Origin of the sequence: Synechococcus sp. HIMB2401 (genome assembly GCF_042883245.1) — a bacterium.
In the GTDB taxonomy this organism is placed as follows: domain Bacteria; phylum Cyanobacteriota; class Cyanobacteriia; order PCC-6307; family Cyanobiaceae; genus Parasynechococcus.
On record NZ_JBDJKK010000004.1, the window covers coordinates 141,357 to 164,576 of the forward strand.

The 23,220-nt window shown below is 63.1% G+C and carries 28 protein-coding genes; 11 read left to right on the forward strand and 17 right to left on the reverse strand.

Going from position 1 to position 23,220, the window contains the following annotated elements:
• Window positions 1-20 precede the first annotated feature (20 nt).
• Entirely contained in the window at window positions 21-1,160 is a 1,140-nt protein-coding gene (gene ald / locus AAXE93_RS10185) for an alanine dehydrogenase (protein ID WP_114989499.1), read from the forward strand.
• On the opposite strand, the gene AAXE93_RS10190 is transcribed toward ald, so the two are convergent.
• From AAXE93_RS10190 to AAXE93_RS10255, 14 genes are all read right to left on the reverse strand, one after another.
• Window positions 1,157-1,585: a YchJ family protein gene (locus AAXE93_RS10190; RefSeq protein WP_390130496.1), complete on the reverse strand. Its 429-nt coding sequence runs from the start codon at window positions 1,583-1,585 to the stop codon at window positions 1,157-1,159. The two genes, ald and AAXE93_RS10190, sit on opposite strands and share 4 nt — an antisense overlap.
• Window positions 1,585-2,637, reverse strand: a complete 1,053-nt coding sequence (locus tag AAXE93_RS10195) for a DUF3326 domain-containing protein (protein ID WP_390130498.1) — start codon at window positions 2,635-2,637, stop codon at window positions 1,585-1,587. Before AAXE93_RS10195 ends, AAXE93_RS10190 begins: the two co-directional genes overlap by 1 nt.
• Complete coding sequence (locus AAXE93_RS10200; protein WP_390130500.1) at window positions 2,634-2,759, reverse strand: hypothetical protein; 126 nt, start codon at window positions 2,757-2,759, stop codon at window positions 2,634-2,636. The genes AAXE93_RS10195 and AAXE93_RS10200 overlap by 4 nt, the downstream gene beginning before the upstream one ends.
• A 56-nt stretch (window positions 2,760-2,815) precedes the next feature.
• Entirely contained in the window at window positions 2,816-3,145 is a 330-nt protein-coding gene (locus tag AAXE93_RS10205; protein ID WP_114989502.1) for a 2Fe-2S iron-sulfur cluster-binding protein, read from the reverse strand.
• A 32-nt stretch (window positions 3,146-3,177) separates the two neighbouring features.
• Window positions 3,178-3,888, reverse strand: coding sequence for a TIGR02466 family protein (locus AAXE93_RS10210; protein ID WP_390130503.1), 711 nt, complete (start codon window positions 3,886-3,888; stop codon window positions 3,178-3,180).
• Window positions 3,889-3,991: 103 nt separating this feature from the next.
• The gene (locus tag AAXE93_RS10215) at window positions 3,992-4,942 is read right to left on the reverse strand and encodes a F0F1 ATP synthase subunit gamma (protein ID WP_390130505.1); all 951 of its coding nucleotides are present in this window, start codon (window positions 4,940-4,942) and stop codon (window positions 3,992-3,994) included.
• A 13-nt stretch (window positions 4,943-4,955) separates the two neighbouring features.
• Window positions 4,956-6,476, reverse strand: a complete 1,521-nt coding sequence (gene atpA / locus AAXE93_RS10220; protein ID WP_114989504.1) for a F0F1 ATP synthase subunit alpha — start codon at window positions 6,474-6,476, stop codon at window positions 4,956-4,958.
• A 58-nt stretch (window positions 6,477-6,534) separates the two neighbouring features.
• Complete coding sequence (gene atpH / locus AAXE93_RS10225) at window positions 6,535-7,083, reverse strand: ATP synthase F1 subunit delta (protein WP_115131801.1); 549 nt, start codon at window positions 7,081-7,083, stop codon at window positions 6,535-6,537.
• On the reverse strand, window positions 7,083-7,565 hold the full coding sequence (locus tag AAXE93_RS10230) for a F0F1 ATP synthase subunit B (protein WP_390130508.1): 483 nt from the start codon (window positions 7,563-7,565) through the stop codon (window positions 7,083-7,085). Before AAXE93_RS10230 ends, atpH begins: the two co-directional genes overlap by 1 nt.
• A complete protein-coding gene (locus AAXE93_RS10235) occupies window positions 7,565-8,029 on the reverse strand; it encodes a F0F1 ATP synthase subunit B' (protein WP_390130510.1) in 465 nt (154 codons plus the stop codon). The genes AAXE93_RS10230 and AAXE93_RS10235 overlap by 1 nt, the downstream gene beginning before the upstream one ends.
• Before the next feature lie 69 nt (window positions 8,030-8,098).
• Entirely contained in the window at window positions 8,099-8,347 is a 249-nt protein-coding gene (gene atpE / locus AAXE93_RS10240) for an ATP synthase F0 subunit C (RefSeq protein ID WP_006851467.1), read from the reverse strand.
• Between the two features lie 170 nt (window positions 8,348-8,517).
• Window positions 8,518-9,243 (reverse strand): F0F1 ATP synthase subunit A, encoded by a 726-nt coding sequence (gene atpB / locus AAXE93_RS10245; protein WP_006852023.1) that lies wholly within the window; start codon window positions 9,241-9,243, stop codon window positions 8,518-8,520.
• Window positions 9,244-9,267: 24 nt separating this feature from the next.
• The gene (locus AAXE93_RS10250; protein ID WP_114989508.1) at window positions 9,268-9,606 is read right to left on the reverse strand and encodes a hypothetical protein; all 339 of its coding nucleotides are present in this window, start codon (window positions 9,604-9,606) and stop codon (window positions 9,268-9,270) included.
• 46 nt (window positions 9,607-9,652) lie between these two features.
• Window positions 9,653-10,822 (reverse strand): class I SAM-dependent methyltransferase, encoded by a 1,170-nt coding sequence (locus tag AAXE93_RS10255; protein WP_390130514.1) that lies wholly within the window; start codon window positions 10,820-10,822, stop codon window positions 9,653-9,655.
• A 146-nt stretch (window positions 10,823-10,968) separates the two neighbouring features.
• Between AAXE93_RS10255 and AAXE93_RS10260 the strand changes: the two genes are divergently transcribed.
• From AAXE93_RS10260 to AAXE93_RS10275, 4 genes are all read left to right on the forward strand, one after another.
• On the forward strand, window positions 10,969-13,920 hold the full coding sequence (locus tag AAXE93_RS10260; protein ID WP_390130515.1) for a phycobilisome rod-core linker polypeptide: 2,952 nt from the start codon (window positions 10,969-10,971) through the stop codon (window positions 13,918-13,920).
• Window positions 13,921-14,326: 406 nt separating this feature from the next.
• Window positions 14,327-14,812, forward strand: coding sequence for an allophycocyanin (locus AAXE93_RS10265; RefSeq protein WP_114989510.1), 486 nt, complete (start codon window positions 14,327-14,329; stop codon window positions 14,810-14,812).
• 39 nt (window positions 14,813-14,851) lie between these two features.
• On the forward strand, window positions 14,852-15,340 hold the full coding sequence (gene apcB / locus AAXE93_RS10270; RefSeq protein ID WP_114989511.1) for an allophycocyanin subunit beta: 489 nt from the start codon (window positions 14,852-14,854) through the stop codon (window positions 15,338-15,340).
• Window positions 15,341-15,345: 5 nt separating this feature from the next.
• A complete protein-coding gene (locus AAXE93_RS10275) occupies window positions 15,346-15,546 on the forward strand; it encodes a phycobilisome linker polypeptide (RefSeq protein WP_006851140.1) in 201 nt (66 codons plus the stop codon).
• Window positions 15,547-15,603: 57 nt separating this feature from the next.
• Here the strand turns inward: AAXE93_RS10275 and AAXE93_RS10280 are convergent, their stop codons facing one another.
• On the reverse strand, window positions 15,604-16,410 hold the full coding sequence (locus AAXE93_RS10280) for a TlyA family RNA methyltransferase (protein ID WP_390130519.1): 807 nt from the start codon (window positions 16,408-16,410) through the stop codon (window positions 15,604-15,606).
• 96 nt (window positions 16,411-16,506) lie between these two features.
• Between AAXE93_RS10280 and AAXE93_RS10285 the strand changes: the two genes are divergently transcribed.
• From AAXE93_RS10285 to AAXE93_RS10300, 4 genes are all read left to right on the forward strand, one after another.
• A complete protein-coding gene (locus AAXE93_RS10285) occupies window positions 16,507-16,707 on the forward strand; it encodes a hypothetical protein (RefSeq protein WP_390130521.1) in 201 nt (66 codons plus the stop codon).
• Between the two features lie 184 nt (window positions 16,708-16,891).
• Window positions 16,892-18,055: an FtsW/RodA/SpoVE family cell cycle protein gene (locus AAXE93_RS10290; RefSeq protein ID WP_390130523.1), complete on the forward strand. Its 1,164-nt coding sequence runs from the start codon at window positions 16,892-16,894 to the stop codon at window positions 18,053-18,055.
• Window positions 18,056-18,109: 54 nt separating this feature from the next.
• Window positions 18,110-18,823, forward strand: a complete 714-nt coding sequence (locus AAXE93_RS10295; protein ID WP_390130525.1) for a cytochrome c biogenesis CcdA family protein — start codon at window positions 18,110-18,112, stop codon at window positions 18,821-18,823.
• A 5-nt stretch (window positions 18,824-18,828) separates the two neighbouring features.
• On the forward strand, window positions 18,829-20,127 hold the full coding sequence (locus AAXE93_RS10300; protein WP_390130527.1) for a cytochrome c biogenesis protein ResB: 1,299 nt from the start codon (window positions 18,829-18,831) through the stop codon (window positions 20,125-20,127).
• On the opposite strand, the gene queF is transcribed toward AAXE93_RS10300, so the two are convergent.
• A complete protein-coding gene (queF, locus tag AAXE93_RS10305) occupies window positions 20,115-20,504 on the reverse strand; it encodes a preQ(1) synthase (protein WP_390130529.1) in 390 nt (129 codons plus the stop codon). The two genes, AAXE93_RS10300 and queF, sit on opposite strands and share 13 nt — an antisense overlap.
• 125 nt (window positions 20,505-20,629) lie before the next feature.
• Here queF and AAXE93_RS10310 point away from each other — a divergent pair, with 125 nt between their 5' ends.
• Window positions 20,630-20,968, forward strand: coding sequence for a P-II family nitrogen regulator (locus AAXE93_RS10310; protein ID WP_006851285.1), 339 nt, complete (start codon window positions 20,630-20,632; stop codon window positions 20,966-20,968).
• Between the two features lie 224 nt (window positions 20,969-21,192).
• Window positions 21,193-22,488: an adenylosuccinate lyase gene (purB, locus tag AAXE93_RS10315; RefSeq protein ID WP_390130532.1), complete on the forward strand. Its 1,296-nt coding sequence runs from the start codon at window positions 21,193-21,195 to the stop codon at window positions 22,486-22,488.
• Here purB and AAXE93_RS10320 read toward each other — a convergent pair.
• Window positions 22,446-23,162, reverse strand: a complete 717-nt coding sequence (locus tag AAXE93_RS10320) for an SDR family oxidoreductase (RefSeq protein WP_390130534.1) — start codon at window positions 23,160-23,162, stop codon at window positions 22,446-22,448. The two genes, purB and AAXE93_RS10320, sit on opposite strands and share 43 nt — an antisense overlap.
• Window positions 23,163-23,220: the final 58 nt, after the last annotated feature.

Genomic DNA, 23,220 nt, shown 5'->3' on the forward strand with positions numbered 1-23,220 from the left:
GGGATCTCCTTGAAGCCGCCATGGCAGCCTCCGTTCTCTCGGCCCCGATGGCCAGCATCGGTGTGCCGAAGGAGATCAAGCTCGATGAGCAGCGCGTGGCGCTGACTCCCGATGCGGTGCGGGAACTGGTGAGCCAAGGCTTGGAGGTGCGCATCGAAACCGGAGCCGGGGCTGGAGCGGGAATCGGTGACGACGCCTTCGCCGCCGCCGGTGCCCAAATGGTGAGCCGCGACGAGGCCTGGGGCGCCCATTTGGTGGTGAAGGTGAAGGAACCGCAGGCGGAGGAATTTGTCTATCTGCGGAAGGACATGGTGCTGTTCACCTACCTGCACCTGGCCGCCTATCCCAGCGTTGGCGAGGCTCTGCTGGAGGCAGGCACCGCTGCCATCGCCTACGAAACCGTGCAGCTGGAGAACGGCAGCCTGCCGTTGCTGGCACCGATGAGCGAAATCGCGGGGCGCTTGGCGGCCCAGGTTGGAGCTCACCTGCTGGAGAAACCCCACGGCGGCCGCGGCGTGCTGATGGGGGGCTGCACCGGCGTGCAACCGGCCCGGGTGGTGGTGCTTGGCGCCGGCACCGTGGGATGGAATGCCGCACGAACGGCCGCCGCCATGGATGCCGAGGTGTTGCTGCTCGACCGCTCACCCCAGCGGTTGCGCAGCCTGGAGGCCGACCGGCGCGGCCGACTGATGAGTGTGGTGAGCAGCCGCGGGCTTCTGGAACGGTTGGTGCCAACGGCGGATCTGGTGATCGGAGCCGTACTTACCCCCGGTGGGCGCGCCCCCACCCTGGTGGACGAGCAGATGGTGAAGCAGATGCGGCCCGGTTCGGTGATCGTGGATGTGGCCATCGACCAAGGCGGCTGCATCGCCACCAGCCAGGAGACAACCCACCGCGATCCCACCGTGACCATCCACGGCGTGCAGCACTACGCCGTGGGCAACATGCCTGGGGCGGTGCCGTTCACCTCCACCGAAGCCCTGGTGAGCGTGACCCTCCCGTACATCCTGGGCATCGCCGGGCGGGGCCTGGAGGAAGCGGTGACGGAACGACCGGAACTCATCTCCGGCCTGAACACTGTGCAGGGATCGGTCTGCCACCCCGGCGTGGCCAAAGCACTTGGGGTGCCGCCGCGGCATCCGATGGCCTGCCTGCGTTAGCCCTCCAAGTGGAGTGCACCCACATAGAACCAAGGACCATCCCCCGCGCCGTCGCGCCGCTGAAACAGGGAGGTTTCCTTCAGCACCCCACCGCGGTAACGGGCTTCAAACTGCACCGTTCCCTCCAGATCCCGCGGGCCGCCGGCGCTGACAGCCAGCACCGTCAAGCCGAGCCAACGGGTCTGCCGGCAACTCCGCTCCAGGGAACGACGCCGCTGCTGTGCTGGAACATCCGGCTCGGGATGGGTGGCCAGCAGATAGTCGATCTCGCCACGCGCAAACGCTGAATATCTGGAGCGCATCAGCTGTTCAGCCGTTTCGGCACGCTGATCGCCGCGATGCAGGGGCCCGCAGCAGCTGCGATAAACACCACCCCCACAGGGGCAAGGGCTCTGATCGAGGGCACCACCAAAACCGCCAGGCATCAATCCAACCGTTGCAGCGCTGGTAGTGGCCGGCCCAGGGACGCCGGACTCAAGCCCTCCCGCAGCGCCAGCACCAACCCTGCTGCCTCGCTGTAACTGCTGGCCTGAAGAACGCCCTGGCTCAAGCCAAGGGCATCGGCCGTGACCGACAACACCGCGGGGTTCTCCACTGTGATCAGCGGAACATTCCGTTCCAAACAAGCCAGCACCGCTTCACCCCCCAGGGCGCCTGCGGGCACCACAACCGCCCCCAATTGCGTCGCATCAAGATCGCCAGGCTGCCGGGGGGCGCTCACCAGATCCGGTGCCCGGCTCAGCCCCACCAGCACGCAGGCCAGGAAGGTGTAGCCGAGCTCCTCACCCGCCGCCCTTGGATCCAGCTGCGGATCCAGGGGCAAGGGGTCCAAGGCCGGAGCGTGGGCACAGGGGATCTGCAGGTGCTGGACCAGCAGGTGGCTGATCACCGCTTCAGCACCGGCCAGAGCATCCACGCCACTGCCCTGGCGATACGCCGCCAACGCGTCACTCTCCGGATCCTCCGGGAAGCGGGCCACCACCGCAATCGCCGTCGCCCCGGCCTGCTTCAAGCGTTCACCGGCTCGCAACAAGGCATCAGGACACCCCAATCGCCCCCAGCTGGCGCCACTGGCACCACACTCAAGCGTCACCTCAAGCGGCGCATCCGTTGAAACCACCGGGCCGATCTCCAAACCCAGGCTGGCTCGGCAGCCCTCAGCCACCTGAATCTGGCGCTGGGCCAGCTCGGGCTCGATACCGGCATCCAGCAGCAAGCCGATCCGTTGCCTTCGCACCGGCCGCAGGGCCCAGTCACCCACGGCAAACCGATCGAGGCCATAGCCCTCTACGTAGAGCACGCGGGAATCGCTCCAATACAGCGAAGCCCCGTTCATCACATTGGGATGGGTGATCAGGCAGCCGCTCGCTGCAGCAAGCAAGCGGGCTGACGGCAAGGCGTCACCGGCAAAGCCACCGATGTCACAACCGATGCCCGTGGGCACCAGCATCAGCGTTGGCATCGGGGCCGAGCTCATGCGCTGATCACCGCCTCCAGCTGGATCATTCGGCCACCATCGGCACTGGAGTGCACTGCGGTAAGAGCCCAACGCAGCAGATCACCATCCTGAGCCAACTGCTGACGGATAAAGCTGCGCAACTCAACCAATGGCACATCAGCAGGCCAAGGAAACTGCCGTTGCAGGCTGATGAGCCTCACTTCTGGTATTGACCGAACTGGGCTTCGTAGAGCGCATCCTCTTGCCCCGCCTTGAGGGTGAGATCGGCCCGCGGGAAAGCCACACAGAGCAGGCTGTAGCCCTGCTGCTGAAGCTCACCTTTCACGCCCATGGCATCGGGCTGCTCAACACTGCCCTCGCTGATTACCGCAGCACAAGTGGTGCATACCCCGGAGCAGCAGGAGCTGGGGAGGGTGATGCCAGCAGCCTCAGCAGCATTCAGCACCGTCTGGTCAGCGCGGCAGGGAAAGCTGTGGGTTTCGCCTTCGAACTCGGCGCGGACGGTGTAGGTGGCCACGTCGGACATGCCGGGCTCAACAAGGAAGACGCCGCATTCTCTCAGGCAATGGGCTCGTCCAGCGAGTCCCAATGGCGGGGGTGGGGCGCCAGATATTCCGGCGAACCACCCTGCACGGGTGCTGTCAGCACGAAATCAAAACTGATGGAACAGCGCAGCTCGTCTGGGGCGTCGTTGGGCAGAACGCTGTGGTGCAGGCTCGACGGAAACAGCACCAGTAAACCGGGGCGTGGGGCCAGATCCCAGTGGGCCTGATTGAACGAGTGGCCTTCAGCAATCGGGCCGCCGTAACCCACCGCCAAACCCGCCACCAACTCATTGGGTTGATCGGACGCATGCAGCCGCAACATGCCTTCCTCTCCCGAGCCGTTACCCGTGAGGTACAGAACAGCACTGAGATGGGCATTGGGGTGATGGTGGCGGCCAACCGCTTGATCCCAATCACTGATCACCGGCCAGCAACGCTGCAGATGCAGGGCCACTTGGCTTCGCGCAAACCCAAGCGAATCGAGATAACTCCAGGCCTGCTGAACCACCAACTGAGCCAAGGCCTGAAAGGGCTGCTGTTGATGCAGCTGCCACACCCCATGCAGGTCCCCCGTCCAGGCGCAGCCTTCATTAGGGTTGCCCTCGGCCTCGCCGCGAAGGTCCAGCAGAGCCTGCATGCAGGACGCCTGCTGCAGAGGGTCGAGAGGAAGTTGCGTCGTTGCCACGACGGTGGGGAAGAGCTGATGAAGCTGAAGCACGCCCACGCCCTCAAACCGCTCCGCTTCACCGTAAACACAGCACAAAAAAGCCGGCCCCGAAGGACCAGCTGTCTATGAATCGATCGACCGAAAAGATCAGCCGAAATGGTTAGCCAACAGCGGCCGCACCGCCTGCAACTTCCAGGATCTCCTGGGTAATCGCAGCCTGACGGGCCTTGTTGTAGTCAAGGGTGAGGCTCTTGGCCAATTCCTTGGCGTTGTCGCTGGCGTTGTTCATGGCCGTCATCCGGCTAGCCAGCTCGGAGGCTGCCGATTCCTGCAAGGAACGCAGCATCTGGTTCTGCAGATACAGCGGAAGCAGTGCATTCAGCAACTGTTCAGGGGTCTGCTCAAACACGATGTCCGAAGGAATCTTCGGCTCGGTGTTGGCAGGGCCTGCACCAGGCTCCACCGTCAGAAGGCCGTCCTTGGTGGTGAGACGGAAGATCTCATCATCGGGATCAGCGATGTCCTGAGGATCCAAGGGCAGGAGGGTCTGAACCACGGGCTTGCAGCTCACCAGGTTGATGAACTTGGTGAAGATCAGCTCAACGCGGTCGGTGCTTTCGGCCAGGAACTCAGCCAGCAGATCCGTGGAGATCGTGTTGGCCTCATCGGCAGTGGGCACCTGTTCCAGACCGGAGAAGGTGGCCTGGATCGGGTAGTCCCGACGGGTGAAGTAGCCGATGGCTTTGGTGCCGATCAGCAGCAGCTTCACGTCGAAGCCCTTTCCCTTCAGCTCAGCAAAACGCTGTTCCGTGCGCTTGATGATGTTGGCGTTGTAGCCACCACACAGGCCGCGATCGCCAGTGACCGCCACCAGGGTGATGGTCTCCACATTGCGCTGCTGCATCAGGGGAGATGCCGCATCTTCGAAACCCATGCGGGACTGGAGGTTTTCCAGGATCCGGGCCAGCCGATCCGCGAAGGGACGGCTGCGGAGCACTTGCTCCTGGGCGCGGCGCACCTTGGCCGCAGCCACCAGGCGCATGGCCTCGGTGATCTTGCGGGTGTTTTTGACCGACTTAATTCGGTCTCGGATTTCCTTGAGATTCGCCATGTCGGCAGCTCCTTCAGGCCGCGGAGGCGACCATGGTGGACACGACTTCGGTGATGGCGTCCTTGAGGATCGCCTCAGCCTCAGGGCTCATCACTTTCTTCTCCTGGATTTCGGTGATGAACTCAGCCTTGTTGGACTTGAGGTACTCACGCAGTTCGCGGGAGAAATCAACAACCTTGTCGACGGGGACGTCGTCGATCAGGCCCTTCACGCCGGCGTAAACGATGGCGACCTGCTCAGCAAGGATCAGGGGGCTGAACTGAGGCTGCTTGAGCAGTTCACGCAGACGCTTGCCGCGCTCCAGCTGCTGCTGGGTGGAGGCATCCAGGTCAGAGGCGAACTGGGAGAAGGCGGCCAGCTCGTCGAACTGGGCCAGCTCCAGCTTGAGGGTGCCGGCAATCTTCTTGATGGCCTTGGTCTGGGCAGCACCGCCCACCCGGCTCACGGAGATACCCACGTTGATCGCAGGACGCAGACCGGAGTTGAACAGGTCGGAGCTGAGGAAGATCTGACCATCCGTGATCGAAATCACGTTGGTGGGGATGTAGGCCGAAACGTCACCGGCCTGGGTCTCAATGATCGGCAGGGCAGTCATGGAACCCTTGCCCATGGCGTCAGACAACTTGGCTGCACGCTCGAGCAGACGGCTGTGGCAGTAGAAGACGTCGCCGGGGTAGGCCTCACGACCGGGCGGACGACGCAGCAGGAGCGACATCTGGCGATAGGCAGCAGCCTGCTTGGAGAGATCGTCGTAGATCACAAGGGTGGCCTTGCCCTTGTACATGAAGTACTCGGCAATGGAGGCGCCCGTATAAGGAGCCAGGTACTGCAGCGCAGCGGGCTCGGACGCGTTGGCCGCCACGATCACGGTGTAGTCAAGGGCGCCGCGCTCACGCAGCACTTCAACGACGTTGGCCACGGAAGCAGCCTTCTGACCCACGGCGACGTAGACGCAGATCATGTCCTGATCCGCCTGGTTCAGGATCGTGTCGATCGCGATGGCGGTCTTGCCGGTCTGGCGGTCACCAATGATCAGCTCGCGCTGGCCACGGCCGACGGGGATCATCGCGTCGATGGCGGTGATGCCGGTCTGCATCGGCTCATGCACCGACTTGCGCTGAATGATGCCGGGCGCCATGGATTCGATCAGGCGCGTCTCGCTGGTGGCGATTTCACCCTTGCCGTCGATGGCACGGCCCAGGGAGTTCACCACCCGGCCCAGCATGGCCTCACCCACGGGCACAGCAGCAATCTTGCCGGTGGCCTTCACCGTGCTGCCTTCCTGGATGCCATATCCCTCACCCATGAGCACCGCGCCGACGTTGTCGTCTTCGAGGTTCAGGGCGATGCCTTCGGTGCCGTCCTCGAATTCGAGGAGCTCACCGGCCATGGCTTGCTGCAGGCCGTAAACGCGGGCGATGCCGTCGCCCACGGTGAGAACGGTACCGACATTGCTGACGGAAACCGACTTGTCGTAGTCCTCAATTTGCTGCTTGAGGATGGCGCTGATCTCGTCGGGACGGATGGAAACCATGGCGTGTGATCCCAGCTGGGAGTGGGGGGGGGAAGAAGCGGTGGAGGAAGAAGTGAGGTCAGCTCGCCTTGGCGAGTGCCAGACCGAGGCGACGAACCTGGCCAGACAGGCTGGCGTCGATCACCTGAGATCCGAGACTCACGACGAAACCGCCGATTAGGGACGGATCCACACTGAGGTCGATGTCGACCTTGTTGGTGCCGGCCATGGCCTGCACCTTCTTGGAGAGGGCCGCTTGCTGCTCTTCGCTGAGAGCCTGGGCTGAGCGGACCTGAGCCAGGGTGATGCCCTGCTGCTCGCGATAAAGCTCGAGGTAACGAAGCATCACCGCATCAAAGGCAAGGAGTCGCTGCCGATCCGCCAAGACCTTGAGAAGGTTGAGAACGGAAGGCGTGACCTGCTCACCCACGATGGCCTTAAGAGCCTGCTTTTTGGCATCCGGCTCAAGAACCGGAGACACCATGGCGTCGCGGAAGTCTTCGGAATCGTTCCAGATCTCAAGCAGTTGCTTGCATTGATCGGCAACGGTTTCAGACTCACCTCGGGCTTCGGTGACCTGAAGCAATGCTTCGGCGTAGGGGGTGGCCAGAGAGTTGAGGAGAGGCATCAGGCGATCTCCAGATTTTTGATGGTGGAATCGATCAACTTGGCCTGAGCACTGGCGTCGAGACGACCCGGAAGCTGGGCAATAACATTGTCGATTGCCGCCAGAGCAGCTTCACGACGGAGACTGTCCTTGATCCGGGCAGCATCGGCCTCTGCATCAGCATCGGCACCGGCCTTGACGGCAGCCATCGCAGAGATGGTGCGCTTCTCGCCTTCAGCACGAATGCCTGCGGCGCGGGCCTGACCATCAGCACGAATCTTCTCGGCTTTCTGCTGGGCAGCAGCCAACTCGGACTGAGCCTGGCTCAGGTTTTCGGTGGCGGTCTTCAGGCGGGACTCTGCGTCCTGCAGGTCCTGAAGGATGGCGGCGCGGCGGCGTTCCAGGATTCCTCCCAGGAAACCGCGCAGGAACCAAACCAGGAGACTGATCACAATGACCAGGTTGACCAGATTGGTTTCGAGCGGATTGAAATTGAGAGACATCACGCGGCCAGCAAACGGTTGATGATCGTGGTGCTCAGCTGATCCACCTGGCCCCTGAGTTGGGTTCGGGCAGACTCACGCTCGGCCTCGATGGCACGACGGCTTTCCTCTTTAGTGCGGTTGGCTTCAGCTTCCGCCTGGGCCAGTGCTTCGCGGTAAAGCCGGTCAACTTCTTGTTCCGCCTCGATGATCACGGCCTGAGCGGCCTGACGGGCACCTTTCAGCTGTTCAGCCAGATCAGCCTCCAGGCGTTCAACCTGGGCGAGCTTCTGCTTGGCATCAGCACGACTGGTGGAGATGTAGCCCTCGCGATCTTCCACGACCTTGCCGACCGGACGGAAGAAGAGGACATTGAGCAGGAAGGTGAGGAGAACCACCTGAACCGCCATCAGCGGAAGGGTGGCATCGAGGTCAAAAAGACCTCCCTCCGGAACACCTGCTTCAGCGAGCAGAAGCCAGGTCATGGAAAGGTGCGCTGGGAAGGAATCGAAACAAGAAGCTCAGGAGGGGGATCTGCGATCCCCCTGCACTGATCAGCCGGCGAAGGGGTTGGCGAACAGAAGCACCAGAGCCACCACCAGGCCGTAGATGGTCAGCGATTCCATGAATGCCAGGGACAGCAGCAGGGTGCCGCGGATCTTGCCTTCGGCTTCGGGCTGACGGGCGATGCCCTCAACAGCGCCGCCAGACGCGGTGCCCTGACCGATACCAGGGCCGATGGCGGCGAGGCCGACTGCCAGGCCAGCAGCCACAACGGAAGCGGCGGAGGTGATGGAATCCATGTTGGGTGGTGTAAGGGGAAGCGCTGGGAAGCGCTGTACGGAATGGACTTGGGGATCGGTTCCCCCCGCGCAGGGACATTCCCGAAGGAACGGGCCCGGGTGCAATGCCGGACCTGCGCGCGGATGTGTTTAGCAGATCGCCGTTCTCAGGCGATAGAGGAGGTCGGCTTTTAGTGGGCCTCGTGGAGGCCTTCGCCGATGTAAAAGGACGCCAGGGTCGCGAAGATCAGAGCCTGAATGGCACTGGTGAACAGACCCAGAAGCATCACAGGCAGAGGCACGATCAGCGGAACCAGGTACACCAGCACGCCCACAGCCAATTCGTCGGCAAGGATGTTTCCGAACAGACGGAAGGAGAGGGAAAGAGGCTTGGTGAATTCCTCAATGATCTTGAACGGGAGCATGATCGGGGTCGGCTCCACGTACAGCTCGAAGAAGCGCAGACCTTTACGGCTCAGGCCGGCATAGAAGTACGCCAGTGACACCAGCAGAGCCATCGCCACGGTGGTGTTTATGTCTGCGGTGGGAGCGCCGAGCTCACCCTCAGGGAGTTCGAAGATCTTCCAGGGGATCAGGGCTCCGCCCCAGTTGCTCACGAAGATGAACAGGAACAGGGTGCCGATGAATGGCAGCCAGTCGCGGTAGTACTTCTCGCCGATGTTGTCGCGGGCGATGTCGCGAATGAAATTCCAGAGGAATTCGAGCAGGTTCTGCAGACCGATCGGATCACGCTTCATCCCGCGGGTGCCGACAAGCACCACAGCCAGGAGGATGCCGATCAGGATCCAGGAGCTCAGGAACACCTGACCGTGCAGATACAGATCGCCGATCTGCCAGTACAGGTGGTGACCCACTTCCAGTTCAGCGAACGGGAGTGGTAAGGGCAACAAAGCCATGGGTGCAGAGAAAAGTGCTCAGACTCAGCGGTCGTCGAAGACGTGCTGAAGAATCAGGGCGGGCTTGTAGAGAAGGAATCCCAGGAAGGCCGGCAGCAGATCGAGCTGAGGCAGCTTGGCCGAACCAACCACAAGCAGTGTTGGAACGATGAGCTGAAAACGCCCCAGTCCACGGGACTGGTCACTGAGCCGGGCCACACTGCGAGCCAACAAGCGCACGTACAGAAGTCCGGCGCAGGAGCCCACAAGAACACTGCCGGCCACCGAGAGATTCATGGTGAGAGCCACGATCGGAACCGTGACGAGTGACACCAGAACGGTGGCCAACAGCAGGCGACGTTGAAGACGGTAAAAATCTTCCAAGCGCTGCCTGAAATGGCGCGCGGAATCTATCACGCGTTCGCTGCTGTTATTCCTGCAACAGAAGCAGCTGGCGATCCACAAGATCGCGGATCTGATCCGGAGACGCAAGGGCCCCCAGCCTCTGTTCCGGCTGCTCAGCGACAGTCCGCAGCAGGGAGCGGTCGGCATCCGTGAGCTGAATGGGCTCCATGTTGCGACCAAGAATCGGATCGGGTTCTCCCCAGAGGCAGGGCTGAACCAAACCCCTGGCCAGGCCAAGGGCCTCATCACTCCAGCGGGCTCGCTCCACTGGTGCCGCAGAGAGAAAGAACTCGAAGTGGCTGATGTCGGGATCCAGCTGCTCCACAAGCTCCCACTGCTGACGCGGTGGCAAGGCCTGGGCTCGCTCCAGCAGTTCTCCCTGCAGAAGGCGGGATGGATCCCAAACCTCCGGATTGGAGAAGCCGGCGAAATGCAGACCTGCCGTTTCGAGGAACGCGAAGAGACGCTCGAGGTTGTAACTGGTTTCCTGCGGGTGCAGGTACATGTCCGCGAAATTTGCGTCAGGTGCGCAGTCCACGGCCCAGCGTTCCCGGTGATGACGGGCAAGGCGGTTGCCCTCAGGCAGGGTCTCGAACAGCTCCCGCCCCAGATGCAGGCCCTCCGAGCCTGTGCCGGCATTCAGAAGACTCAGCGCTTTCTGGGTGCGGTGGATCTCCCAGCGACCGGCATCGGCATAAAGAAAGAGATGCAGCAGACCCGACGGAGCCAGGCGATCCGCCAGGGAGCGCAGCCCCGCTTCCGGCTGATCCAGGTGATGCAACACCCCCACCGAGTTGATGTAGTCGAAGGCCCCTTCGTCGGCCAGATCAAGAAGACTGCGCCGCTCCTGACGCAGGGAGGTCACTTGCTCAGGCGCCCCGGAGCGCTGGCAGCGTTCCCGCGCCACCGCCAGAGCCCCATCACTGATGTCCACCCCGAGCACGTCAGCACCCGGATTGAGATGGCAGAGGTAATCGGTGCTCACCCCGGTTCCGCAACCGGCATCGAGGATCCGCGGCGCCTCCATCCCTGCAGGGATCGAGCCGTGCACAGCGGCCAGAACGCTGCGATAACACCAACGCCAGTTGTATCCAGGTGGCGGGCCGTCCTGCAGTGGATCCCCCGGGAAGGGGAAGCGGTCATAAAACGCACTCACCACGGGAGTCGCAGCATCACTGGGCTTGGGGTGGGTCATGCAGCGCTGATTTCGCGCCTGCGAGCTTTTCACGTCAGACCCGTGGATCCCCTGCAGCACCGCAAGGCCTGCAAACATTTGTTCATGGGGCCACGGAGGGCCATCCCAGCAGCCGTAACGTGGCGCGATCCGGCTTGCTTTCGTCGATGACAGTGACCGCCAGCAGCGGCAGCCCGCGCGTGTCTCCCCAACTGTTCGACACGCTGCCGCTCTCCAGCGTCCGTCAGGCAGAGCAGCAGGACCGTTTCCCTGACAACGGGGAACTGGACAGTCTTGTGACCTTCTTCCGATCCGGTCAGGACCGGATCGAAGCGTCCCGGATCATTGCGGCCAACGCCGAGGCCATCGTGGCCCGCGCCGCCAACAGAATTTTTGTGGGAGGAACTCCCCTCTCCTTCCTTGAAGCGCCTCTAACAACGGGCGAAACCGCACGTTCAACAGGTCAGGAAGGCACTCCGCTGGCTGCTGACCAAGCCGCGTTTGAGCAGTCGGTGCGCACCTTCACCGGCGACAGCAACAGCACCAAGCGGGGCAACTTCCTCACCCGCCTGCTGGAAGGAGCTGGTGGCGATGCCGACGTGCGGGTTGTGCTCCCCACCGGTTTCAACGCCATCAGCGTGGCCAAGTACGGCCCGGCCTTCATGCGCAAGTCGGTGCGCGACATGGGTTGGTTCGTGCGCTATGTGGGCTATGCCCTGGTGGCAGGTGACCCCAGCATTCTTGCGGTGAACACCCGCGGCCTGCGGGACATCCTTCTGGAGAACTGCTCTCTGGCGGCCACCAACGTGGCTCTTCAGGAGATGCGGGCTGCTTCAGCGGAACTGCTGCGGGATCGTCCTGAAGCCCGTCAGATGACAATCGACTGCTTCAACGTGCTGTTGCAGGAGCTGGCCATCCCCACCCCCAGCACGAAGCAGCGCCAGGGGAGTGCAGTGCAGCAGGGCCTGCAGCTGCCGGCGATCTATGCACTGGCCTCAGAGGGACGCCAGCTGTTTGAAATGCGTCCCGGTCTGTCCGGAGCCGAGAAAGCTGAAATCATCCGCGCCGCCTATCGCCAGGTGTTTGAGCGCGACATCGCCAAGGGCTACTCCCAGACCCCCTGTGCGGACAAAGCCAGTGCCGTCGCCCAGGGACAGATCTCCATGCGTGAATTCGTTCGCGCCCTCGGCCGCAGCAAGGAATATCGCCAGCAGTTCCACGACGGTTTCGTCAACAGCCGCGTGGTGGAACTGGCTTACCGCCACTTCCTCGGCCGGGGCATCAGCTCCCTCGAGGAATTCCGCAAGTCGTTCGCGATCCTCAGCGACCAGGGCCTCAACGGTCTGGTGGATGTGCTGGTGAATTCCTCGGAATACGCCCAGGCCTTTGGTGAGGAAACCGTTCCCTACCTGCGGGATCTCGGCACTGAAGCTCAGGAGAGCGCAGGTTGGGGCTCCAATCGCAAGCTGTTCAAATTCAGCGCCCCCTTCGATGGCGCACCGCAATACGTCACCCTCTACGCCTCCTACCGCCAACCCTTTGCTGATCAGCACGTCTACGGCGGCGGCAATGATCCGGTGGCCAACCAGTACGGCGCCATCTTCCCCAGCGGAACCGCTTCGGTGGCCACACGGCCGGCGCCATACGGCTACGACAGCCGCCGCCTGCTGGTGAGCAACGGTCTCAACAGCCCCGGACAGCTGGACAGCGCCAGCTTCCGCGGCAGCCGCCCCCGCAAGGTGGGACCACGGGTGGTACGGCTTCAGCAGATCGCAACCGGGGGAACCGTCAATCCCCGTCGCGGCGGAAACCCCAGCGTTCGTACCACTGAAGCCAGCACCCAAGCCGTGATCAAAGCGGTGTACGTACAGGTGCTGGGCAACGGTGGCTATGCAGGAGAGCGCATGGGTTCAGCCGAAGCTCGGCTCGAGAACGGTGACATCTCCCTGAAGGATTTCGTGCGCGCAGTCGCCCGCTCTGATGCCTTCCGTCGCCGCTACTGGAGTGGCCTTTACATCGTGAAGGCGATCGAAGTGATGCACCGCCGTCTGTTGGGACGTCCCACCTTCGGACGCTGGGAAATTGATGCGATTTTTGACACCGCTGCCCGCCACGGCTTCTACGGGGTGGTGGACGCCCTGATCGACAGCCGTGAATACAGCGAAGCATTCGGATCCGACACGGTCCCCTTTGAGCGATTCATCACACCAGGCGATGTGAACGCCCGTCGTGCCCCCGGCTGGGCCCGCCCGCTCAATCTCGCCGCCGTGGCCGATCTCACCCAGAGCAACCGCCCGGAAGCACGGCCATCGGAAGGCTTCCGCAGCAGTGGCACCATCACACCCCGCAACCTGGTCGACACCAAGTCGGCATCGCAAGGAGCCTGGACGCCCACCAGTGGCGCCAGCGGTGCCGACTCCCGTTGGCTGTCGGTGGTGCGCCAGCAAAGCCTGGCCTCGAAGCAAATCGGCTTCCCGATGCGTCGGGCCAGCGGATCCGAGCCCAGCAAGCTTGATGGCCCCTCATGGACCGTCAAGAGCCGCTCCGTGGCGTCCGGCAAGACCCAGGCCCTCTCGACCATGGGGCAGGCACTGGCCAACGCCGATGCCTCTGGATTCCAGCTGCGGGAAGGGCTCCCGGCCATGCTGGAGCTGAAACAGCCCTGCAGCGAGTCTGAACTTCGCACCGTGCTCGATGCGACGTATCGGCAACTGCTGAACCGTGTCCCAACGGAAAGCGAGCGCCTGGTCTCCGCCGAGTCCCGACTGCGCAATCAGGACATCGACCTGCCTGATTTCATCGCTGAAGTGGCCATGAGCGAAGCGTTCCAGAACCGCATCGCCTCCATGGCTCCGCTTCGGGCCGCATCCGCCGCAGGCCTAGCTCTTCTGGGACGGGCCACCACCCCAGCAGAGACCAGTCGCTTCTTGATCACCCGCGCTCAAGCAGGTCAGGGTGCAGCTGTCACCGAACTGTTGGCGGAACGGATCAGCACAACCGTGCCCCGCATCGACGGCATGTCGACAGCCTCAGGGGTCAGCCAGGCCACCATCCAGCGCACGGCCTCGCTCTACCGCGGCAATGCCGGCCTGAATCCCCCCACGGGCGACGCGATCTGAGCCAAACGGCCATTTTCCTGACAAACAACCGCCCCAATTGCCAGCGGTTGTTCTCATTGGATCCCAGTGAAGTGCCGCTTCATCGGGATCATTTTGTGCGTCTTGGGAGCCTCTCGAACCATGACGCAAATCGCAGTCATGGCAACGGCTTTCCCGGCACGACCGATGCCGTGAAGAACTGTTACCCGGGCAAAAATCCCAGGCCGTCGCCAGCGCAGAATGCCTCAGCCGATCCCAACGGAGCGGGGCCACAACGATCAGTGTTGACCGTTGTGAACAAGTCTCACTCCCGACGCTTCGACCCCCTGTCTCAGCCTTTAGTCTGAGACGCGATCCCTCGGGATCACCCCTTATTCACCGGATACCGGTCTCCTACGGGCGGCCGCTTGTTTCGAGGCAGAACTGCATGAGCATCGTCTCCAACTCGATCATCAACGCGGACGCCGAAGCCCGCTACCTCAGCCCTGGCGAACTCGACCAGATCAAAGCCTTCGTCACCGGCGGTCAACGCCGTCTGCGCGTGGCCCAGGTCCTGTGCGAGAGCCGCGAGCGCATCGTCAAGCAGGCTGGTGGTCAGCTGTTCCAGAAGCGTCCCGACGTCATCTCCCCCGGCGGCAACGCCTACGGCGAAGAGATGACCGCAACATGTCTGCGTGACATGGACTACTACCTCCGCCTCGTCACCTACGGCATCGTCGCCGGTGACGTCACACCGATCGAAGAGATCGGTGTGATTGGCGCGAAAGAGCTCTACCGCTCCTTGGGCACTCCCCTGGAAGCCATGGCAGAAGCCGTGCGCGAGATGAAGATCGTCGCCATGGGCCTTCTCACCGGAGCCGACGCAGAGGAAGCCGGCACCTACTTCGATTACGTGGTTGGCGCCCTCGCCTGAACCGCTCGCTGAATTTCCCTCTCGTCTCCTCACGGATCCATGCAAGACGCCATCACCAACGTCATCAACAAGTCGGACGTCCAGGGCCTCTACCTGGACACGGCTTCGATGAGCAGCCTCGAGTCGTATTTCGCCAGTGGTGAACTGCGCGTGCGCGCTGCCGCCACCATCAGCGCCAATGCTTCGGCCATCATCCGCGATGCCGTAGCCAAGGCCCTGCTGTACTCGGACATCACCCGTCCCGGCGGCAACATGTACACCACCCGCCGCTACGCAGCCTGCATCCGCGACCTGGATTACTACCTGCGTTATTCCACCTACGCCATGCTGGCTGGCGACACCTCAATCCTCGATGAGCGTGTTCTGAACGGCCTCAAGGAGACCTACAACTCCCTGGGTGTGCCCATCGGCGCCACTGTTCAGGCCATCCAGGCCATGAAGGAAGTCACCGCAGGCCTGGTCGGCCCTGATGCCGGCAAGGAAATGGGTGTCTACTTCGACTACATCTGCTCCGGCCTCGGCAACTGAGCCCCATGCGGTTGTTCAAAGTCACCGCCTGCATTCCCAGCCCTGAAAAGGTTCGGACGCAGCGCGAATTGCAGAACACCTTCTTCACCAAGTGGGTGCCCTACGACAGCTGGTTCGCTGAACAGCAGCGCATCCAAAAGCAGGGTGGCCGCATCATCAAGGTGGAGCTCTGCACCGGGGGGCAGCAAGTCAACGTCGGCAACTGAACTCCGCTCCAAAGCGAATTCCAAGCCCGGTTCAACACCGGGCTTTTTTATTGGCCATCAACCGTTGAGGGTCTGCTCCACCAAAGCATCGAGATCCGGAAGAACAGCGGCATCTCCCTCCCCCAACCAAAGCACGTACTCGTGGTTACCGGCAGGTCCAGTGATCGGCGAAGCCACCAAGCCCTGGGGCTGCCACCCCGATTCTGCTGCCGCTGCAATCACGGATTCAATGGCATCCCGGTGGGCCGCTGGGCCACGCACGACGCCGCCCTTGCCGACGCGACTCTTGCCCACCTCAAACTGCGGCTTCACCAGCACCAGAGCATCGGTGTCGGGACCCCGCAACAACCGGCGCAACGCCGGAAGAATCAGCCGCAGGGAAATGAACGACACATCGGTGACCGCCAAACTGGGCCAGGGGTCGTCGGCCCCATAGAGATCGTCGGGCTGCAGATGGCGCAGGTTGGTGCGTTCCCGCAACACAACCCGTTCGTCGGTTCGCAGGCTCCAGGCCGTTTGGCCATAGCCCACATCAACGCCATAAACACGGGTAGCGCCGTGCTGCAGCAGGCAATCGGTGAAGCCGCCGGTGGAGATGCCGCCATCCAGGCAGACGCGCCCCTCCACCAGTACAGGGAAAGCCTTCAAGCCCGCCAACAGTTTTTCACCCCCTCGAGAGACAAAGCGGGGGGGCTGCTCCACCCGCAGTTCTCGCTGCGGCGTCACCTCCGTTCCAGGCTTGTCCAACAGGGTGCCGGCGCCATCCCGCACCTTTCCAGCACGAATCAATTGCTGCGCCTGTTGGCGTGAACTGACCAATCCACGGGTCAGGAGTTCCAGATCAAGACGCTGTTTGGACGCCATTGCGACATAAAAGCAGACCGATCCCGAAGAAAACCGGCGATCCAGCGGCTGGAGCCTGTTCTGCCAGGAGGATTGCCCCAATTCGCGTCGAGGGACGTGTCCAACCACCTCCCCCAACCCGCCAAGGTGGTGCCGCTGTTGCAGCCGGGCAGCTTTGTGCGAATCGACAACCAGCCCTGCGACCTGCCGCCCTTCCAGGTGCTTCACTGCCGCGGCGGACGCTGCTGGGTGCGCCAGCAATCCTGGGGATCCCACGTGCAATGGGAAGTTGAGCATGAGCGGTTGAACGTTGCATAAGCGAAACCGCTGCTCACCAAGCCCTGCAAAGACTCCCAGCCAACAATTCTCTTCAATCAGTGCCTTGGCAAGGCAAGCATTTCACGGCTCAATGGTGCATTGATGCTGGTTGAGCAAACGTTTGGGTCAGGCGACAGCCCTACAAAGAGCTTCGAGACGACGGGGTAAGCAAGAAACTCAGACGTTGGCTCTGATTCAGCGGCTGCTGCCCTTGCCGTGGCAGCTCTGGCCAGCAGAAGCTCGCCTGTTGATGGGGCTGGCGGGATTCTGGAGTGTGGCAGGGCTGGTGGTGTTGGCGTCCGCCAGTTGGTGGGTGGCCCTGCGGGAAATGGGCGATGGCGGTTTCTATCTGAAACGGCAGGCGATCTGGCTCTTGGCCAGCTGGAGTTTGCTGGGCATCACGATCTCCACCAACCTGCGGCGATGGCTGCGCTGGTCAGGCCCAGGGTTGTGGATGGGCTGCCTGCTGATCGCCGCCACCCTTGTGATGGGCACCACGGTGAACGGCGCCAGCCGCTGGCTGGTGCTGGGTCCGCTGCAGATGCAGCCCTCGGAGCTGGTAAAACCCTTCGTGGTGCTGCAGGCCGCCAACCTGTTCGCCCCCTGGAGCCGTATGAGCCTCGACCAGAAGCTCCTCTGGCTGGGGAGCTTCGGAGGGCTGCTGCTGATGATCCTCAAGCAACCCAACCTCTCCACAGCGGCCCTGATGGGACTCACCCTCTGGATGGTGGCCCTAGGGGCCGGCCTGCGCTGGCGCAGCCTGTTGGGCACCGCCCTGGCGGGATCGCTGCTTGGCACAGCAAGCATTCTGATCAATGAATACCAGCGGATCCGGGTGGTGTCGTTTCTGGATCCCTGGAACGACCCGATGGGAGATGGCTATCAGCTGGTGCAGAGCCTGCTGGCGATCGGATCGGGCGGTTGGATGGGGCAGGGCTATGGCCTCTCCACCCAGAAGCTCCAATACCTGCCGATCCAGAGCACCGACTTCATCTACGCGGTGTTCGCCGAGGAATTTGGATTCGTGGGTTCAGTGCTGCTGCTGCTGTTCCTGATGCTGGTGGCCTGGGTGGGGCTGCGGGTGGCCCTGCGCTGCCGAAGCAACCAGGCCCGGCTCGTGGCCATCGGCTGCACGACGATCCTGGTGGGCCAGTCGATCCTGAACATCGCAGTGGCATCTGGGGCAATGCCCACCACAGGTCTGCCACTGCCCTTGATCAGCTATGGCGGCAACTCGCTGATGTCGAGCCTGGTGATCCTGGGTCTGCTGATCCGCTGTTCACTGGAATCCACCGGCTTGATCGGGGGACGATCCAACGGACGCCAACGGTCGTTGCGTCAACGCTGAGCCTGGTCTGTTGAGAAGCTTGCCTGGATAGGCTTTGCACACTCAAGGGCACCTGTGGATCTGCTGCTGCTCTCCGATTTGGCCCAGAGCAGCGAGCAGCTGCTGCAGCGCGCCCTGGCGGATCCAGGCCCACTGACGCTGGCACTGGTGTTCGGTGGCGGCGCCCTCACCAGTCTTGGGCCGTGTTCCCTGTCCTTGCTGCCGGTGACGCTGGCCTACCTGGCGGGCTTTGACGGTGGCCAACCGGCCTGGCAGCGCAGCCTCGCCTTTTGCGGCGGCATCGTCGGTGCCCTGGTGGTGCTGGGAAGCATCAGCGGACTGCTGGGCCGGATCTACGGCCAGGTGCCGGCACTGATCCCCACATTGGTGGCGATCCTGGCGGTAGCGATGGGGCTCAACCTGCTGGGGGTGCTTCGGATTCCACTGCCCAGCGGTCCAGACCCGGAGCAATGGCGTCAGAAGGTGCCGGCCCCGCTGGCGCCGGTTGCAGCAGGACTGGCCTTCGGGCTGGCGGCCTCACCCTGCACCACCCCCGTGTTGGCGGTGCTGCTGGGCTGGATTGCCCAGAGCGGACGTCCCCTGGCAGGGGTGGCCCTGCTCAGCAGCTTCGGCTTCGGCCAGGTGCTGCCCCTGCTGCTGGCGGGCACCTTTGCAGCAGCCATCCCCAAACTGCTCGCCCTGCGGGGCATCAGTCGCTGGGTGCCGCCAGCCAGTGGAGTGGTGCTGCTCACCAGCGGCCTGCTCACCCTGCTGGCCCGCTGGAGCTGATGGGAATGACGAACGGGATAGGCCCACTGAAACGCCTGGCCGCCTGGCTCAGCGATCTGCGGCTGGCGATCGTGCTGCTGCTGCTGATTGCCCTGGCCAGTGCCGTGGGCACCGGCATCCCCCAGGGGGATCCGCCCTCCAGCTACATCGATGCCTACGCCGATACCCCCTGGCTGGGGCTGCTCCACGGCGAACAGGTGCTGCAGTTGCAGCTCGATCATGTGTATTCCAGCGGCTGGTTTCTGGCCCTGTTGGCCTGGCTGGGTCTCGCCCTGATCCTCTGCAGTTGGCGCCGTCAGTGGCCAGCGCTGATGGCGGCCCGGCGCTGGATCGACTACCGCACCACACGCCAGCTGAGCAAATTGGCCATCGCCGAAAGCCAGCCCTGCGCTGACCCCAGCCGGGCTCTGACGCAGCTGGAGACGGTGCTGCGGGCCGGCGGATGGGAGGTGCAACGCAAGCCACAACGGCTGGCGGCCCGACGCGGCGCCATTGGCCGGGTGGGGCCCTTGCTCGTGCACACCGGCCTGGTGCTGCTGATGCTTGGCGCAGCCTGGGGGGCACTGGCGGGGAACCGCTTGGAGCGCTTCCTGGCCCCCGGCCGCAGCCTCGATCTCCTGGATCGCGATGGCACAACCCAACTGACCATCACCCTGGACCGCTTCGCCATTGATCGAGATCCGGCGGGCCGCACGGAACAATTTCGCTCCGCTCTTCAGCTGCAGGGCCCTTACCAAAGCTTGGATGCAGAGATCAGCGTGAATCACCCGCTGCGGCACCGGGGCATCACCATTTACCAGGCCGATTGGTCACTGGCGACGATCAGCTTGCAGATCGGGCGTAGCCCCGTGCTGGAGCTGCCGCTACAGACCTATCCGGAGCTGGGTGATCAGATCTGGGGCCTGGTGCTGCCGACACGCCCCGATGGAACCGAACCGGTGTTTCTGAGCCTGGAGAGCGAACAGGGACCTGCCACGGTGTTCGATGCGGACGGTCAACAGCTCGCCCGACTGCGACCGGGTGGTCCCGCCGCTGAGGTGAAGGGCTTGCCGATGCGGGTGGACGCGGTGCTGCCGGCCAGCGGACTTTTGCTCAAGCGGGATCCAGGCGTACCGCTGGTGTATCTGGGCTTCGCGGTGCTGTTGGTGGGCGGTGGGTTGAGCCTCGTGGCCACCCGGCAGCTGTGGGCCATCTCAGCCGATGGAACCCTCAGCGTGGGTGGCCTCTGCAACCGCAACCTCGCCGCCTTCGCCACTGAATTGCCTCAGTTGGTGCAGCAGGGGGTGGTCGATCAGCAGGGCTGACGGGTGCCGTGACTCACCCGCACCACGGTGTGCACGTTGCCGCGGGGGTTGAAATCGGCTTCCAGCTGCATCCACAACGGATCAGTGGCCGCCACCAGATCATCAAGGATGCGGTTGGTGACCTCCTCATGGGAGATCGACTGGTCGCGGTAGCTGTTCACATACAGCTTGATCGCCTTCAGCTCCACCACCCGCGGCCCGGGTTGATAGATCAGGCGCAGCACCGCGAAATCGGGATAGCCGGAGAAGGGGCATTTGCAGGTGAATTCCGGCAGTTCGATCGAAACCTCGTAGGGGCGCCCAGGCCGGGGGTTGTCGAAGCAGATCAGCTCGGCTTCGGCGATGGCGCGTTCGCCGTAGAGGGGGGTCTGGGTCAAAGGGCTGTAGGGGCCAGTTCTGATCAGCGACCCTAGGAAGTCAAGCTTCGGCAGCGTTCTGTAACAGCGGCCACGCACGGCTCTGAGAACCGCGGCATCCTTGAAACCAGATCCGTATTCCCCCCATGAAAAAGGTCGAAGCAATCATTCGTCCTTTCAAGCTGGAAGACGTCAAGGTGGCGCTGGTTGAGGCCGGCATCATCGGCATGACTGTGAGCGAGGTGCGGGGCTTCGGCCGCCAGAAAGGTCAGGTGGAGCGCTACCGCGGCTCGGAATTCACCGTTGAGTTTCTACAGAAACTGAAGATCGAAGTGGTGGTCGAGGACGACCGCGTCGAAGAGGTGGTCAAGTCGATCGCCGATGCCGCCCGTACTGGTGAAATCGGTGACGGCAAGATCTTCATCAGCCCTGTGGAATCAGTGGTTCGCATCCGCACCGGCGACCGCGACAGCACGGCTCTCTGAGCTCAGAACGCCAGATCCCTGTTCAGGATTGGCCCGGTCCCCATCGGTTCCGGGCCGGTGAATTCTTAGGAGCATTTTTGAGAGCTCAACACTGAACATCCAGGAGCGGGTTCCAAGACAAGGCAGATCCCGAGAGGAACGCGACTCATTGAGGCCCAGCGCTGAAAGCAAGTCGCGCGGAGGCGGCCCCATAGATTTGTCGTGTTGTTCAACCGAGCGCGCCGGTGATTGAGCGTTACACCCTTCCTGAGATGGGAGCCGTCTGGAGTGAGCAGGCGAAATTCCAAAGCTGGCTTGATGTGGAGATCGCTGCCACAGAAGCGAACTGCAGGCTCGGCCGTGTGCCCCAAGAGGCCCTCGACACAATCAAAGCCAAAGCCAGCTTCGAGGTCGAGCGCATCCTCGAAATCGAAGCTGAGGTGCGCCACGACGTGATCGCCTTCCTCACCAACGTGAATGAGCACGTTGGTGATGCCGGACGACACATCCATGTGGGCATGACCAGCAGCGACGTGCTGGACACGGGCGTGGCCCTGCAGCTGAAACGTTCCGTGGCCCTGCTGCGCACCGAACTCGATGCCCTGGCCGACGCCCTGCGCGAACTGGCCCAGGCCCACAAGGGCACCGAAATGATCGGCCGCTCCCATGCCATCCACGGCGAACCGATCACCTTCGGGTTCAAGGTGGCCGGCTGGCTGGCGGAAACTGAACGCAACCGCATCCGGCTGGAACGGCTTGAGCAGGATGTGGCCGTGGGCCAGGTGAGCGGCGCCATGGGCACCTACGCCAACACCGATCCCCAGGTGGAAGCGATCGCCTGCGAGATCCTCGGGCTCACTCCCGACACTGCCAGCACCCAGGTGATCTCCCGGGATCGCCATGCCGACTACGTGCAGACCCTCGCCCTGGTGGGCGCCTCCCTGGAGCGCTTCTCCACCGAAATTCGCAACCTGCAGCGCACCGACGTGCTGGAAGTGGAGGAGAACTTCGCCAAGGGGCAGAAGGGAAGCTCTGCCATGCCCCACAAACGCAACCCCATCCGCAGCGAGCGGATCAGCGGTCTGGCCCGGGTGCTGCGCAGCTACACCATTGCTGCCCTTGAGAACGTGGCCCTCTGGCATGAGCGCGACATCAGCCACAGCTCCACGGAGCGAATGATGCTTCCCGATTGCTCAGTGACCCTGCACTTCATGCTGCGGGAAATGACCAGCGTGGTGAAGGGTCTTGGGATCTACCCCGAGAACATGCGCCGCAACATGAATGTGTATGGCGGCGTGGTGTTCAGCCAGCGGGTGCTGCTGGCTCTTGTGGGCACTGGCATGAGCCGAGAGGAGGCATACCGGGTCGTCCAACGCAATGCCCACACCGCCTGGAACACCGCCGGCGGCGACTTCCGCGCCAACCTCGAATCGGATGGGGATGTCACCAGCCGCCTCTCCGCGGAGGAGCTGGCGGACTGCTTCAGCACCGCATTGCATCAGGAGAATCTGGGCGTGATCTGGGAGCGGCTGGGAATCTGATCCAGGCACTGGCCCAGGGTCTGCTGGGGCTGGGCCGGGGAGCTGGTGATTTCGAGGATGCGACCACAGGCCTGAGGCTGCTCCAGAGCATCCAGGCAGACCTGAGCCACAAGGCGGCGAGGAATGCTGTTGCTCTGTTGTTGATCGGCGTCGGTCACCAGCACACCTTCCTTGGTGCTGCGGCTGTCGTTCTCACTCAGGCCACCAGGCCGGATCACAGTCCAATCAAGACCGCTGCGCTCCAGGCAGCGCTCCCCCACCCGCTTCCAAACCAGGATCAGGCCGAACAGATTGAGGGGATGCAGCCAACGGCCAGCGCAGAGGGAGCTCACCAGCACCACGCGCTTCAGCCCCAGAGAGCGGCAGGCCTGCACCTGAGCCTGCACGCCCCAGGCGTCCACCTGCAAGGGACCGGCCAGGTTGATCGAAGGGCGAGCACCCGTGGCGATGACCAGTTCCGTGCAGCCCTGCAGCGCATGGAGCAACGCTTCCGCCGAGTCCAGCTCCAGGCGACGCACCTCCAAGCGCCCCTCCTGCTCGGCCTGAGCCAGGGCAGAGGGCAGCACGGAAGCAGGCCGAACAATGGCTCGGACCGATCGACCACGCTTTAGCCCCTCCTCCACCACGCGCCATCCGGTTTTGCCGGAGGCGCCAGACACCGCGAGTTGCGTCATCCCATCAGACCTGATCTGCGCACCAGTCAACAGGCAAAAGGAAACACCAGACCGGGCA